At 72.9% G+C, this 14,657-nt stretch carries 13 protein-coding genes; 2 read left to right on the top strand and 11 right to left on the bottom strand.

The window, feature by feature from the left end:
• Positions 1 to 70: 70 nt before the first annotated feature.
• The 6 genes from D3273_RS07790 to D3273_RS07765 form a co-directional block, all read right to left on the bottom strand.
• On the bottom strand, positions 71 to 517 hold the full coding sequence (locus D3273_RS07790; protein WP_129225173.1) for an SRPBCC family protein: 447 nt from the start codon (positions 515 to 517) through the stop codon (positions 71 to 73).
• Entirely contained in the window at positions 505 to 1,227 is a 723-nt protein-coding gene (locus D3273_RS07785; RefSeq protein WP_207210733.1) for a glutathione S-transferase family protein, read from the bottom strand. The genes D3273_RS07790 and D3273_RS07785 overlap by 13 nt, the downstream gene beginning before the upstream one ends.
• Before the next feature lie 22 nt (positions 1,228 to 1,249).
• Positions 1,250 to 2,680, bottom strand: coding sequence for a homospermidine synthase (locus tag D3273_RS07780; RefSeq protein ID WP_129225171.1), 1,431 nt, complete (start codon positions 2,678 to 2,680; stop codon positions 1,250 to 1,252).
• Between the two features lie 94 nt (positions 2,681 to 2,774).
• Positions 2,775 to 3,269, bottom strand: coding sequence for a DUF2059 domain-containing protein (locus tag D3273_RS07775; protein ID WP_165359417.1), 495 nt, complete (start codon positions 3,267 to 3,269; stop codon positions 2,775 to 2,777).
• Between the two features lie 129 nt (positions 3,270 to 3,398).
• Entirely contained in the window at positions 3,399 to 4,010 is a 612-nt protein-coding gene (locus D3273_RS07770; protein ID WP_129225167.1) for a GNAT family N-acetyltransferase, read from the bottom strand.
• Between the two features lie 105 nt (positions 4,011 to 4,115).
• Complete coding sequence (locus D3273_RS07765; RefSeq protein WP_129225165.1) at positions 4,116 to 5,246, bottom strand: type III PLP-dependent enzyme; 1,131 nt, start codon at positions 5,244 to 5,246, stop codon at positions 4,116 to 4,118.
• A 681-nt stretch (positions 5,247 to 5,927) separates the two neighbouring features.
• Here D3273_RS07765 and D3273_RS07760 point away from each other — a divergent pair.
• On the top strand, positions 5,928 to 6,893 hold the full coding sequence (locus D3273_RS07760) for a D-2-hydroxyacid dehydrogenase family protein (protein ID WP_129225163.1): 966 nt from the start codon (positions 5,928 to 5,930) through the stop codon (positions 6,891 to 6,893).
• A gap of 321 nt (positions 6,894 to 7,214) precedes the next feature.
• On the opposite strand, the gene proB is transcribed toward D3273_RS07760, so the two are convergent.
• Positions 7,215 to 8,336 (bottom strand): glutamate 5-kinase, encoded by a 1,122-nt coding sequence (gene proB, locus D3273_RS07755; RefSeq protein WP_129225161.1) that lies wholly within the window; start codon positions 8,334 to 8,336, stop codon positions 7,215 to 7,217.
• Between the two features lie 101 nt (positions 8,337 to 8,437).
• On the opposite strand from proB, the gene D3273_RS07750 reads away from it, so the two are divergent.
• A complete protein-coding gene (locus D3273_RS07750; RefSeq protein ID WP_129225159.1) occupies positions 8,438 to 8,860 on the top strand; it encodes a DUF1810 domain-containing protein in 423 nt (140 codons plus the stop codon).
• 84 nt (positions 8,861 to 8,944) lie between these two features.
• Here D3273_RS07750 and D3273_RS07745 read toward each other — a convergent pair whose 3' ends face one another.
• From D3273_RS07745 to D3273_RS07730, 4 genes are all read right to left on the bottom strand, one after another.
• Complete coding sequence (locus D3273_RS07745; protein ID WP_129225157.1) at positions 8,945 to 9,928, bottom strand: magnesium transporter CorA family protein; 984 nt, start codon at positions 9,926 to 9,928, stop codon at positions 8,945 to 8,947.
• A gap of 134 nt (positions 9,929 to 10,062) precedes the next feature.
• Positions 10,063 to 11,841, bottom strand: a complete 1,779-nt coding sequence (locus tag D3273_RS07740; protein ID WP_129225155.1) for a cation:proton antiporter domain-containing protein — start codon at positions 11,839 to 11,841, stop codon at positions 10,063 to 10,065.
• A gap of 116 nt (positions 11,842 to 11,957) precedes the next feature.
• Positions 11,958 to 12,818: a uracil-DNA glycosylase gene (locus tag D3273_RS07735; protein WP_129225153.1), complete on the bottom strand. Its 861-nt coding sequence runs from the start codon at positions 12,816 to 12,818 to the stop codon at positions 11,958 to 11,960.
• Between the two features lie 56 nt (positions 12,819 to 12,874).
• Complete coding sequence (locus D3273_RS07730; RefSeq protein ID WP_207210732.1) at positions 12,875 to 14,449, bottom strand: methyl-accepting chemotaxis protein; 1,575 nt, start codon at positions 14,447 to 14,449, stop codon at positions 12,875 to 12,877.
• Positions 14,450 to 14,657: the final 208 nt, after the last annotated feature.

The following is a 14,657-nucleotide window of genomic DNA, read 5'->3' as shown; positions in this document are numbered from 1 at the left end:
AAGGGCGGGACCTTCCCCGCGCGTCGTCCACCATAAAGGTCGCGGGGCGTTCCGACACCCCGCCCGCGCCCTATTTCAGGCATTCACGGGCAAACCCCGCGAAGAAGCGGTCGGCGGCCTTCTGGGCGACGCCGTCCATCGCGCGGGCCCCCATGGCGGCGAGCCGGCCCCCGAGGTCGACCTGGACCGCATAGACGAGCAGCGTGCCCTCCCCCCGGTCGCTCAGCGCCACGTCGGCGAACCCGCCGGCATGGCCGGCGATGCCGCCTTCCCCTTCGGCGTTGATGCGGTAGCCCACCAGGGGATCGACGTGGCTCAGCACGATCTTGCCGCGGAACGCGACGCCCAGGGGGCCGAGCTTCACCCGCACCACGAAGTCGTAGCTGTCGTCACCGCTCCGCTGCATGGACTCGATGAGGCCGACGCAGTTCTTCAACGCCACGGGATCGTTGAGCTTGGCCCAGACCGTGGGGCGGTCGGCCGGCAGCACGACCTCGCCCCTCATCACCATCGCCATCGCGCTGTCCCGTCACGTCCCCGATGAATCCGGGGGAGCTGGTGGGGCGGGGCCGCCGCGGCACCGCCTTCGCCGGACGACGCCCGCCCGGCTTCCTGCGCGGCGGCGAGGGCGGCATCCCCGTCCCGCACCTTGCGGCTCGCCGGGCGGGCCGCCACGCGGTCGACGTAGGCGCCGACGACGGGGTCGCGCTCGACGATGCCGAAGGTCGTCATCCAGCCGAGCGCCGTTCCCCACAGCACGTCGAGGGCGGAGAAGCGGTCGCCGAGCATCCAGGGGCCGCGCGCGAGCTGGTCCGTCACGGCCTTCAACGTCGAATCATAGTCGCCGTAGGGCGACATGCCCCGCATCCCCGGCTCGCGCTTCAGGGCGCGGTCGACGCAGGCGGGCTCGAAGCTCGACCCGTAGAACGCCATCCAGCGCAGGTAGGGACCGCGCAGCGGGTCGGCGATGGCGGGCGCGAGCCCGCGCTCGGGGAAACGGTCGGCGAGGAACAGGTAGATCGCCACCTGCTCGGTCACGAGGGCGTCGCCGTCGAGCAGGGCCGGCACCTCGCCGAGCGGGTTGACGCCGAGGAAGGCCGGCGCCCGATGCTCGCCGGCCTTGAGGTCGAGGACGACGACGTCGACCTCCGCCCCGAGTTCCTCCACCAGCACCATCACGCCGGTCGAGCGGGTCTGCGGGGCGTGATAGACGGCGATGCGGCTCACGGGGCAGTCCTTTCGGGGCGCGTCAGCGCACGATGACGTTGGCGAACTGCCACGGGTCGTCGCGGTCCACCTCTTCGGGGAACAGGATGCCGCGCCCGTCGGCGGGGGTCCAGTCCGTGTAGGCGCCCACCACGGGGCCGAGGTAGGGCGACTGCACCTCGAGGCAGCGGCGGAAGTCCATCTCGTCGGCCTCGACGATGCCGGCGTCCGGGTTCTCGATGGCCCACACGACGCCGGCCAGCACCGCCGACGTCACCTGGAGGCCCGTGGCGTTCTGGTAGGGGGCGATGCGGCGGGTTTCCTCGATCGACAGCTGCGAGCCGTACCAATAGGCGTTCTTGCCGTGGCCGTAGAGCAGCACGCCGAGTTCGTCGATCCCGTCGACGATCTCGTCCTCGTTCAGGATGTGGATGCGCGGCTGCCGCTCCCACGCATTGCCGGCCATCTCGTCGAGCGACAGCACGGCGTCGTCGGCCGGATGGTAGGCGTAGTGGCAGGTCGGGCGGTAGACCGCCTTTCCGCCTTCCGTCACCGTCAGGTAGTCGGCGATGGAGATCGCCTCGTTGTGGGTGACCAGGAAGGCGTGCTGGGGGCCGGCCGTCGGCGTCCAGGAGCGGACGCGCGTGCCGGCGCCGGGGCGCATCAGGTAGATGGCGCAGTCGGGCCCGAAGTCGTGGTGGCGGCCCTCCTGGGGCATCGCCTTCTCGTGCGTGCCCCAGCCGAGCTCGGCCGGCTGAAGGCCTTCGGACACGAAGCCCTCGACCGACCAGGTGTTGACGAAGGTGCCCATGGGCTTCGGGCTCTTGGCGCGCTGGGTGTCGCGCTCGGCGATGTGGATGCCCTTGACGCCGAGGGCCTGGGCCAGGCGGCCCCAACCCTCGCGGGTGGTCGGCTCGGGGCCCGCGTGGCCGGTGTCCCTCGCGACGTCGAGCAGCGCCTGCTTGACGAACCACGACACCATGCCGGGGTTGGCGCCGCAGGTCGACACCGCGGTCGGCCCGCCCGGGCGACGGCGGCGCAGGTCCATCAGCGTTTCGCGCAGCGCGTAGTTGGAGCGCTGCGACACGCTGAGCCGCGTGTCGGTGTAGAAGCCCGGCCAGGGCTCGACGACGGTGTCGATGTAGAGCGCGCCGATGTCCTTGCAAAAGTCGATGAGGTCGACCGAGGACGTGTCGACCGACAGGTTGACCACGAGGCCCTTCTCGCCGTTCGCCGTCAGCAGCGGGGTCAGCACGTCGCGGTAGTTGTCGCGCGTGATGGCGACCTGTTGGAAGCGGATGCCGCGCTCGTCGAGGAGGTTCCGGTCCGCGTCGTCGGGGGCGATGACGGTGAACTTCGCCCGGTCGTGGGCGATGTGGCGTTCCAGCAGGGGCAGCGTGCCGCGGCCGATCGAGCCGAAGCCGATCATCACGATGGGCCCGTCGAAACGGGCGTGGACCGGGTGATCGGCCATGGGAAACTCCTCGGGTGCGGTGCGGTATCGTCGCCGCCATAGACCGAAGGGGGCCGTCATGGTCAAGCCGCGGCGACCGTGACGGGCGGACGGATCACAGCTTGGGTGTGCCGCCGGCCTTGTCGTGCTCCTTCTTGATCTCCGCCACGACATCGCCGGCGACGGACTGGCCCCACCGGGCGCCAACCTGCGCCAGGGCCTGGGCGATGGGGACCTGCTTGTCGAGCAGGTGCTGTCCCGTCGGCGTCCGGTAGAAGGCGAGCAGGTTCACGAGGTCCTCTTCGGAGAACTCACGGGCGTAGACCTCCGCCACGAGGTCGACGAAGGCGGGGATCCCTTCGGCGAAACGCGCCTGGAAGCGGTCGAGGAACACCTGCGCCTGCTTGTCGTCGACGTTGCCCTGCGCCTTCAGCATGCCCTTCATCTGCCCGAGGAAGGTCGGCATCAGCGCCTTCATGTGCTCGCCGGCATGGGCCACCTCGACGACCGCGCGGGCGGTCTTCAGGCGGCTCGCATCGTCGGCGCGCGCGGCGGGGATCGCGGCGACGGCCAGCGCCGCAGCGAAGAGTGTGGCGGTGATCCGACGCATGGGGGTTCCTCCCGCCGCCAGGCGGGGCCGCGGGGACGCGACCTGAACCCACGGTGGAGAAAAGCTACGCGAGGACCGGGACATCCACAAGGCGGCCGCCCGGCGGATCGAGGATGGGACGAGGCGCGATCACGCCGCCCGACGGAGGGGTTCCCCGTCTCGGCGCTCCCCGACGATCAGTCCCGTGGCGGCGACCCGGCCCCGGGCGCCGGCGAGCCCGCCGGGCCGAAGTTCCAGCCCGAGGAAACGTTCGGCGTCGACCGGCCCCGGCAGGACGAGATGCTCGACGGGCGCGCGGGCGAAGCCGAAGCGCGCGTAATAGGGCGCGTCGCCGACCAGCACGACCCCGCCGTGCCCGAGCCTGGCCGCCCGCCGCAGCCCGTGGGCGATCAGCGCGCCGCCGATGCCGGCCGAGCGGTGGCTCGCCGCGACGGCCAGCGGACCGAGCATGAGGGCCGGGACGCGGCCGCATTCGACGTGCCAGAAGCGGAGCGTGCCCACGATCGCGCCGCCGTCGACCGCGACGAAGCTCGACCCGTCGGCGGGAAGGCGCCCTTCGCGCAGCCGCTCGCAGGTCTTGGCGAAGCGGGACGGGCCGAAGCTGGCGTCGAGCAGGGCTTCACGCGCGGAGGCATCCCGCGGGCGCTCGTCGCGCAGGCGGAAGGCGGGGGCGACGGGGCGCAGCAGGCCGAAGCCGGCGACCGCGACGGCCGCCAGGGCGGGAAAGGCTTGGATCACCATCGGGTGCGTCCTCGTGTCGACGCGCGCGGGGGCCGGCCGCCCTCGAAGGCGGCCGGGACGGTTCCGGACAGCGTGCGTCGCCCGGCGATCGCGCCGGGCGACGGCTCAGATCACGTAGGACTTGAGCGGCGGGAAGCCGTTGAAGCCCACGGCCGAGTAAGTCGTGGTGTAGGCGCCCGTGCCCTCGATCAGCACCTTGGAGCCGATCGCCAGCGACACCGGCAGCTCGTAGGGCTCCTTCTCGTAGAGCACGTCGACGCTGTCGCAGGTCGGCCCGGCGATGATGCAGGGCTCCGTGGCGTCGCCGTCGAACTCCGTGCGGATCGGGTAGCGGATCATCTCGTCCATGGTTTCGGCGAGGCCGTTGAACTTGCCGATGTCGAGGTAGACCCAGCGCATGCGGTCCTCGTCCGACTTCTTCGACACGAGCACCACCTCGGCCTCGATCACCCCCGCGTTGCCCACCATGCCGCGGCCCGGCTCGATGATGGTTTCGGGGATGCGGTTGCCGAAGTGCTTGCGCAAGGCTTCAAAGATGGCCTTGCCGTATTGGCGCACGGCCGGGACGTTCTTCAGGTACTTGGTGGGGAAGCCGCCGCCGAGGTTGACCATCTGGAGCGCGATGCCGCGCTCGGCCAGGTCCTTGAAGATGGCGGCCGACGCCGCCAGCGCCCCGTCCCACATGCGCGGGTTGCGCTGCTGCGAGCCGACGTGGAACGACAGGCCGTAGGCGACGAGGCCCAGGCGGTGGGCGTGTTCGAGCACGCGGCCGGCCATGTCGGGCGCGCAGCCGAACTTGCGCGACAGGGGCCATTCGGCGCCCGAGCCGTCGCACAGGATGCGGCAGAACACCTTGGCGCCGGGGGCGGCGCGGGCGACCTTCTCGACCTCGGCCTCGCAGTCCACCGCGAAGAGCGACACGCCGTAGGCGTGGGCGCGGGCGATGTCGCGCTCCTTCTTGATGGTGTTGCCGAAGGAGATGCGCTCGGGCGTGGCGCCGGCGGCGAGGACCTGCTCGATCTCGACGACGGACGCCGTGTCGAAGCAGGAGCCGAGCTTCGCCAGCAGATCCAGGACTTCCGGCGCCGGGTTGGCCTTCACGGCGTAGAAGACGCGCGTGTCCGGCAGGGCCTTGGCGAAGGAGGTGTAGTTGTCGCGCACGACGTCGAGGTCGAGCACCATGCAGGGGCCGTCTTCGGTGCGGCGGCGGAGGAAATCGACGATACGGTCGGTCATGGCGGCATCCCTTTTGGCGCCGCGCGGCGCCGATGCTGAGAAAGGGTGCGGGGACAGGTCGTCGTCCGCTCGCGCGGTGGAGGGCGCGAGGCGTCGATAGGACATGGCCAACCGCGACCGGCCGGACCGACGACCCGCGCGGAAGCGCGGACCGGCGACGCGCCGATCTGATGCTGCGCCGTTGGATCGACAAGGCACGGCCGCAGCCGTCCCGTGAAGAGCCATCGATTGGAAGGGGAAATCCCTTCCGCACGCCCGGCAAGAAAGACAAGCCTCTTCGGTACGCCGACCTTTGGAGGGTCGACAGAGACGAAAAAGCCCGGTCCGTCGTTGCTTTAAGTCGCGTCCCCCGTTTGAGACGGGGTTCGCCGGTTCGCCTCCGGCTGCCGGTTGGATCTGACGGTTTATCGGCCTCTTGTCCGAACCCCGCCAACCGACACGCGACCACAGGCACGTGCGAAATTGGGCAAGGCGAGAGATACGGAAAACTCCCCTCCCGCACAAGCGTTTTCTCGGCGATCCTTCGCCGCAGCGGCGGCGCGGCAAGCTTCGGAAAGGCTTGACGAATTCCGGGGCTTTCGCGCGCCCGGCCGTTGGACCGCCGATCCCGGGCGCGGGCTCGGACGTTGGGGTCGATCGGACGCCGCGACCGGCGTTTCGCTCCTCCCACCCCGGTGCCCCATGACCGACCCAGCCGCTCCGCTGCGCATCGCCGTCCTCGACGACTACCAGGGCGTCGCCCGCGGCCTCGCCGACTGGGCGAGCCTGGGCGACGCCGAAACGGTGTTCTTTCACGACCATGCCGCCGACGGGCTGGCGGCCCGGCTCGCGCCCTTCGACGTGCTGGTGCTGATCCGCGAGCGGACGCCGCTCGGCGCGGAGCTCGTGGCCGCCCTGCCCCGCCTGAAGCTCGTCGTCACGGTCGGGTTATGGAACGCCGCGATCGACGTCGCCGCCTGCGCGGCGCGGGGCATCCCGGTCTGCGGCACGGCGGGCGGCGACCCGGACGCCACGCCGGCCCTGGCCTGGGGCCTCGTGCTCGGGGTGACGCGCGGCATCGCCCGCCAGGCGGCTTCGGTGGCGGCGGGCGGCTGGCAGGTGGGTCTCGGCACCGACGTGAAAGGGAAGACGCTGGGCATCCTGGGCCTCGGCAAGATCGGCCGCCGCGTGGCCGAGTTCGGCCGCGTGTTCGGCATGCGGCCCATCGCGTGGAGCCAGAACCTCCGGGCGGAGGACGCCGCGGCGGTCGGGGTCGAGCGGGTGGAGAAGGACGCGCTGTTCCGCGAGGCCGACGTGCTGACGGTGCACCTCAAGCTCGGCGAGCGCACGCGCGGGCTCGTCGGCGCGCGCGAGCTCGGGCTGATGAAGCCCACGGCCTTCCTGGTGAACACGTCGCGGGGGCCCATCGTCGACGAGGCGGCGCTGGTCGACGCGCTGCGCGCCGGGCGGCTCGCCGGCGCCGGGCTCGACGTGTTCGACACGGAGCCGCTGCCGCCCGACCACCCGCTGCGCACCATGCCGACCGTGCTGGCGACGCCCCACATCGGCTACGTCAGCCGCGCCACCTACGAGGCCGCCTTCCCCCAGGTGGTCGAGGACATCGCGGCGTGGCGGCGGGGGGCGCCGGTGCGGGTGCTGGAAGGGTGAGCGAGCGGGCGGCGCCGGCTGCGACCTAGGGCGCCTCGCCCGCGCTCGGCAGGTGCTCGCGGGTCGGCCCGCGGCTGTCTGCTCCTCCTCACAGGGGAAGATGGCAGGCGGAGCCGCGAAGCTCCGGCCGGGAGGCCGGGGCCACGGCCGGTCGGAGGTGTCGGGCGAAGACCTCCGCCATCGTCGTCCGGGCGGCGGCAGCGGCGGGCTGGTCCTTCGGGGCGATCGGGACGGCTTCGATCGATCTTTGGACGGGGATCGCGGCGGGCCGGCCCGATCGAACGCCCCGGCTCCGCGGCGCGCCTTGCCCGCCGCCGCGGTTCACTCCGCCCGGAGCGCCATGTCGTCCCGGTGGACCATCGCGGCGCGGCCGCTGGCGCCCGTCAGCCCCTCGATGTCGCGGCTGTTGCGGCCGACCAGCAGCGCCGCGTTCTCGCTGTCGAAGGCCGACAGCCCGCGGCCGAGTTCGCTGCCGTGGGAATCGAGGATGCGCAGGCAGTCGCCGCGCGCGAAGGAGCCCGTCACCGCCACGACCCCAGCGGGCAGCAGGCTCGCCCCTGCCCCGAGCGCCCGCGCGGCGCCGTCATCGATCACCAGCGCGCCGCGCGGCTCCAGCGTGCCGCCGATCCACACCTTGCGGGCGGCACGGGGGTTGGAATCGGTGGTGAACCAGGTGCAGCGCCCGCCGTCGCGGATGCGGGCGATGGGCTGGAACACGCGGCCGTCGGCGATCACCATGTGGGTGCCGCCGGCCGTGGCGATCTTGGCGGCCTCCACCTTGGTGCGCATGCCGCCGCGCGAATAGATCGAGGCCGCGCCGCCCGCCATGGCCTCGATGCCGGCGTCGATGCGCTCCACCACGGGGATCAGCGTGGCGGTCGGGTCTTGAGCCGGCGGCGCCGTATAGAGGCCGTCGATGTCGCTGAGCAGCACCAGGAGGTCGGCCGACGCCATGGTGGCGACGCGCGCGGCGAGCCGGTCGTTGTCGCCGTAGCGGATCTCGCTCGTCGCCACCGTGTCGTTCTCGTTGATGACCGGCACGGCCTTGAGGCCGAACAGCCGCTCCATCGTGGCGCGGGCGTTGAGGTAGCGGCGTCGCTCCTCGGTGTCGCCCGGGGTGACCAGCACCTGCCCGGCCGTGAGCCCCCGCGCGCCCAGCACCTCGGCCCAGGTGCGGGCGAGCGCGATCTGGCCGACCGCGGCGGCGGCCTGGCTGTCGTCGAGCTTCAGCGCCCCCGCGGGCAGCTTCAGCACGCGGCGCCCGAGCGCGATGGCGCCCGACGACACCACGGCGACGTCGGCACCGGCGCGGTGCAGGGCGGCGATGTCGTCGCCCAGCGCTTCGAGCCAGGCGCGCTTCGGCGTGCCCGCCGCGGCGTCCACCACGAGCGACGAGCCGACCTTGATGACGATGCGGCGGAAGCGGTCGAGCGTGGGGGTCATCGGGGTCCGGACGGCGGGGGAGCGGGGACTCCGGTCTAGCCCGCAACGCCGGCCGCGCGAAGGGCGTTGACCGCCATTGAACCGGCGGAGCGAGACGCGCCATGGACGACCCCCACGACCTCCGGCGCTTCGTCGACGCGCAGGCCCCGGTCTTCGACGACGTGACGGCGGAACTCGCCGCCGGGCGCAAGCGCAGCCATTGGATGTGGTTCGTGTTCCCCCAGGTCGCGGGGCTCGGCTTCAGCCCCATGGCGCAGCGCTACGCGATCCGCTCCCTCGCCGAAGCGGAGGCCTATCTCGACCATCCCGTGCTGGGGGAGCGCCTGCGGCGCTGCACCGACCTCGTGCTGGCGGTCGAGGGGCGCGGCATCACGGCGATCCTGGGCTCCCCCGACGACGTGAAGTTCCGCTCGTCGATGACGCTGTTCGGGCGAGCCGCGCCCGGCGAGCCGAGGTTCGGGGCCGCGCTCGACCGGTATTTCGGCGGCGCGCCCGATCCGGCGACGCTGGACCGGCTGGGATGACGTCGGGGCGCGGCAGGCGGAAGAAGGTCGACCGTGCCCGCCGGGCGCTCCGGCGGGCGGCGCGGGCGGGGGACGGCGTTCCGGTCAGAACCAGCCCTTCACCTTCAGGTACACGATCGGCACCACGATGCTGAGCACGACCAGGAACAGGCCCCACTCGTAGCCGTAGCTCCAGTCGTATTCCGGCATGTTCTTGAAGTTCATGCCGTAGAGCCCGACCACGAAGGTCGGCGGGATGCCGATGACGGAGATCACCGTGAGCAGCTTGAAGGTGCGGTTCTGCTCGATGTTGATGAAGCCCAGCGTCGAATCGAGCAGGAACTGCACCTTGTCGGTGAGCCGCGTCTCGTAGTCGCCCAGCGCCGCCACGTCCTGCTTCAGCACCTCGATGCGCTCGTGGTGGGCCGGGCCGATGCGGTCGCCGCCCTTGTTGGCGAGGAACACCAGGAGGCGGTTGATCCCGAGCAGGCTGTCGCGGGCATAGGAGGTCGTGTCGCCGCTGCGCCCCACCGTCTGCAGCGTGGCGGCGAGGCGTCGCTCGATGCGGACGGGCTTCTGGTTGGCGTCGAGCTTGGTGATGCCGAAGATCTCCTTCGACACGCCGTCGAGCTCGGCGCCGACCGCCTCCATGCCGTCCGCCATGCGGGCGATGATGCCGTCGAGCAGCCCGAGCAGCGCGTCGACCGGGCCGTCGAGCGGGACCGCGCCCTGCCGGCCGGCGACGTAATCGGAGAAGCTCTTCAACGTGTGGGCCCGCACGGTCACGAGCCGGTCGCGGCCGAGCACGAAGCCGACGGGCGTGGAATGGACCACGCCGTCTTCCCGGTAGAGCACCGGCGTCGACATCATCAGCACGTCGCCCTCCGCGACGAGGCGGCTCGACGTTTCGATCTCGGCGAGCTGGTGGGCGCGCGGCAGAACGAGGCCGGTGGCCTGCTCGACGCGGGCGTCGTCCTCGTCCGAGGGGTCGATCAGGTCGACCCACAGCGTGTCGTCGGCCAGGGCGAGCGGGGTCGCTGCGGCGGGGATCTCGCGGGCGGCGGCGGCCGGGTCGTACAGGGTGATCATCGGCGGGTCTGAACTCGAATCCGGGTTTGGCGGGCCCCCGGCCTGCGGCGGGGTCGGCGCATCCCGGCTGTAGCCGATATGGGCGACTTTGAAAGCCGGGCCCGTCGCCGGCCGCGTCACGGCGGCGGGACGGTTCACTGGCGTTTCAGCGGCCGCCGGATCGCGCGGCGCTCGCGGCCGTCGGGGCGCTTCTCGTTCAGCAGCTTCCGGAACTCGTCGCGCTTCTCGTGGACGGAGGCGATGACGTGGCCGGCCGCGACACCCATGTCGACGAGCGCGGCCTCGCTGAGCTGCAGGCTGGCCTCGATGGTTTCCGGCACGGCGTCCGTGGCGCCGAGGTCGTAGAGCCGGCGCGCGTGCTCGGCGTCCCGGGCGCGGGCCACCACGGTGAGGTCGGCGCGCTCGGCCCGCGCCGCTTCCACCACCTCCTCGGCGACGCGCGGGTCGTTCAGCGTCACGACGAGGCCGCGCGCCGCGCCGAGGCCGCATTTTTCCAGGAAGTCGTGGCGCCGCGCGTCGCCGTAATACACCGGCGCGCCCGCGTCGCGCTCGCGCCGCACGAGGCGGGCGTCGCCGTCGACGGCGATGAACGGCAGCCCGTGCAGCGCCACCATCTCGCCCACGAGCCGCCCGACGCGGCCGTATCCCACGATGATGACGCGCGCTTCGCCGTCGTCGGGCGGCGGCTCGGCGGGCACCGGCAGGGCGGCCGGACGCCGCCCGACCCGCTCGCCCAGCCGGGCGAGGAGCGGGATCAGCATCATGGTGAGGGTGACGGCGACCGTCGTGACATGGGCCACGGGCCCCGGCAGCAGCCCGGCCGCGGCGGCCTGCGCCACCAGCACGAAGGCGAACTCGCCCGACGGGCCGAGCAGGAGCGCCACCTCGCCCGACACCCCGCGCGACAAGCGGAACAGCCGGGCGAGCCCGTAGACGATCAGCGCCTTCAGGGCCACGACGCCGAGGCAGAGCGCGGCGATGAGCTCCGGCCGCGCCGCGATGGCGCCGAGGTCGAGCCCCACGCTGATCGACACGAAGAACAGCCCGAGCAGCAGCCCCTTGAAGGGCTCGATCGTGACCTCGATCTCGCGGCGAAACTCGGTTTCGGCGAGCAGCAGCCCCGCCAGGAAGGCGCCGAGCGACATGGACAGCCCGCCCGCCACCGCCACCGCGCCCGTGCCGATGACGACGAGCAGGCAGGCCGCCATGAAGAACTCGGTGGATTTCGTGGCCGCCACGACGTGGAACAGCGGGCGCAGGATCGTGCGGCCGAGGAGCACGATCAGCGCCAAGGCCAGCACGGCGGGGCCGAGGGTGACGAGCAGCGCCACGCCGAGGCCCGCGTCGCGCGGCGTGGACAGCGCCGTGACGGTGAACAGCAGCGGCGCCACCGCGAGGTCCTGGAACAGGAGCACGGAGAAGACCGTGCGGCCCGCCGACGAGTTGAGGTGGCGGCGTTCGGCCAGCACCGGCACCGTGACGGCGGTGGAGGACAGCGCCAGCGCCAGGCCCAGCACGATGGCGGCGGCCGGGGCGAGGCCGAGCGCCACCGCCGGCAGCGCGATGACGGCCGCGCTCAGGGCGAGCTGCAGCGCGCCGAAGCCGAAGACGAGGCGCCGCAGCCGCGACAGGCGCTCGAAGGACAGCTCCAGCCCCACCATGAACAGGAGGAACACGACCCCGAGCTCGGCGATGTCGTCGAGCCGCCGCGCGTTGCCGATCGACAGCAGCGAGAAGGCCGGCACGGCGCGGGCCAGCCAGCCCAGGCCGTAGGGGCCGAGCGCCACCCCGGCGATGAGGAAGCCCAGCACGGGCGACACGCGCAGGCGGTGGAACAGCGGCACCGCGATGCCGGCGGTGCCCAGGAACACCAGCATCTCGCGCGTGCCGTCCGGTATCGCCTGCCCCGCCATGCCGCCTCCCGCGCTTCCGTCCCCGTACCAACCGCCGGAAGCGCCGAAGGGTCACGCCGCACGGGCTCCGGCGCGCGTCCACGCTTGCCGGGCGCCGAACCCTCCGGCCGCCGGCATCAGGGCCGGTTCGGGGCCGAAGCGTCGAGCGCCTTTCGGAGCGCGCGGAGGTCCGCCCAGGCGAGCTTCTTGTGGGCCGGGGTCCGCAGCAGGTAGGCGGGGTGGAGCATCGGCAGGGCCCGCACCGTGCGGGTGCCGGTGTCGTAGTCGTGCCAGCGGCCGCGCAGCCGCATGATGCCCTCCTTGGCGCCGAGCAGGCTCTGTGCCGCCGGTCCGCCGAGGCAGACGAGGACCTCGGGGTCGGCCAGTTCGATCTGCCGCGCGATGAAGGGGCGGCAGATCGCCACCTCCTGCGGGGTGGGCGTGCGGTTGCCGGGAGGGCGCCACGGCACGACGTTGGCGACGTAGACGGCGGACCGGTCGAGCCCGATGGCGGCGAGCATGCGGTCGAGCAGCTGGCCCGAGCGCCCCGAGAAGGGGCGGCCCTGCCGGTCCTCCTCGGCGCCGGGGGCTTCCCCCACGGCCATGACGCGCCCCGCGGGATCGCCGTCCGAGAAGGCGAGCCGCGTCGCCGTGCCTTTCAGGCTGCAGCCCTCGAAGGCTTCGAGCACGGCCTTCAGCTCGTCGAGGGTGCGGGCTTCGGCGGCGGCTTCCCGGGCCGAGCGCGCCGCGAGTTCGGCCGACAGCGCCGCGGCGCCCCCCACGAGCGGCGGCGCCGCGAGGCCCGGAAGCCCGGGAGCCGCGGGCCCGGGCGGCGCCCGGCGCGACGCTTCGCCCGGGGGCTCGGGCCGGGCTGCCGCGGCGGCGGCCTCGGCGAAGCGGTCGTGGGGCTCGGCATCGACCGCGATGTCGACGCCCATGTCGACGTACCAGCGCAGCAGCGCTTCGAGTTCGTCGCGGGTGGCGGCGTCGAGGGTCATGCGACCTGTCTAGCGGCAACCCGGGCGATGATCGACAGGCTTGCGCGCCGCGGCGGTCAGAACTCCGCCCAGTCGGCTTTCGGGGCGGGCTGGGCGCTGCGGGGCGCGGCACCGCCCCGCAGGGTCGCCAGCACCGGCCGCGCGCGGGCCGGGCCGGTCGGCGGAGCGGGCTGCGCGCGGACCGGCACCACGAGCCTCGGCCGGGCGGAGGGTGCCGGGGCCGGTCCCGCCGCCGGCGCGGCCAGCCCGCGGAAGGCGCCGACGAGGCGGCCCAGCTCGACCGCGTCGGCGGCGAGCTTGTGGCTCGCCGCGGTCGATTGTTCCACCATGGCGGCGTTCTGCTGCGTCACCTGGTCCATCTGGTTCACGGCCGTGTTGACCTCCGCGAGGGCGGACGCCTGTTCCTGCGCCGAGGCCGCGATGGCGCCCACCAGCCCGTCGACCTCGCCCACCTGGCCGGCGATGCGGGTCAGCATGTCGTCGGTGCGGGTGACGAGGGCGACGCCGCCGGCGACCTCGGCCGAAGCGGTCGAGATCAGAGCCTTGATCTCCTTCGCGGCCGACGCCGAGCGGTGGGCCAGCGCCCGCACCTCGGAGGCCACGACGGCGAAACCGCGGCCGGCGTCACCGGCCCGCGCCGCTTCCACGCCGGCGTTGAGCGCCAGCAGGTTCGTCTGGAAGGCGATCTCGTCGATGACCGAGATGATCTGGCCGATCTCGCGGGAAGAGGATTCGATGCGCATCATGGCGGCGACCGCGTCCCGCATGACGGCGCTCGACGTTTCGGCCGTGGCGCGCGCTTCCGCCACGACGCTCCGGGCCCGGCCGGCCCCTTCGGCGCTGCCCCGCACGGTGGCCGACACCTCGTCGACCGCCGCGGCGGTTTCTTCGAGGGACGCCGCCTGCTGCTCGGTGCGGCGCGACAGGTCGTCGGCCGCCTGGGCGATCTCGGCGGCGCCGCGGCCCATGCCGCCGACCCGCTCCGCCACGGCCGTGAGCGCGGATTGCAGCGCCGCCACGGCCCCGTCGAAGTCGTCGCGCAGCTTGCCGTAGTCGGCCGTCACCTCGCCGGCGACCCGCGCCGCGAGGTCGCCCGACGCCAGGGCGGCCAGCGCCCCCGCCAGCGCGTCGACGACCGTCTTCTGGTCCCGCCCGCGGAGCTCGAAGGCGGCCTCGCTGGCGCGGAGGCGAGTGTCGAGGTCGGCCCGGTGGCCCGCCGCGGCGGCGTGGAGCGCGTCGCGTTCCACCGCGGCGTCCCGGAACGTTCGCATGGCGCGGGTGATGCGGCCCACGCAATCGTTGTAGTCCGTGAACTGCACGGGGCTGTCGAGGTCGCCGCGCGCCAGCGCTTCCATCCGCAGCACGGTGGTGACGTAGGGCGTGCCGATGCAGCGCGTGAACAGCCCCGCCAGGGTCGCGACGACGCCCAGCTCGAGGGCGAGGGCTGCCAGCGTCATGGTGGACAGCGACATCAGGGCGTCCCGGTGCGCGGGATCCGCCAACGTTTGCGCGATGGCGGTTTCGCGCCACCACACCGCCAGCATGGCGACGGCCGCCACCACGCCGACGGCCCCGAAGGCCAACGCCAGCTTCCGCTTGATGGGAGCGTTCCTGATATACCAATCGAACACGGCGTCCTCACCGGATTGAGCTAATTTAGCTAGAATTCTCGGTCAGGTCTGGAAAAAGGGTTAAGAGCGCGCGGCCCCGGTCCGGACCCGGGCGGGCGGCGCCCGGCGCGGCTTGAAGGCCGGTCAAGGCTCGCGGCGTCGCGGAGGCGACGGGCGCGGCACGGCCGCGCGGCCCCGGGCTCGGGCGTGGCGGTTCTTCGGAAGTCGC

Origin of the sequence: Lichenibacterium minor, assembly GCF_004137685.1 — a bacterium.
Taxonomy (GTDB): Bacteria; Pseudomonadota; Alphaproteobacteria; order Rhizobiales; family Beijerinckiaceae; genus Lichenihabitans; species Lichenihabitans minor.
Note: the sequence above shows the minus strand (reverse complement) of the source record. Positions and strands in the feature narration are given on the sequence as shown.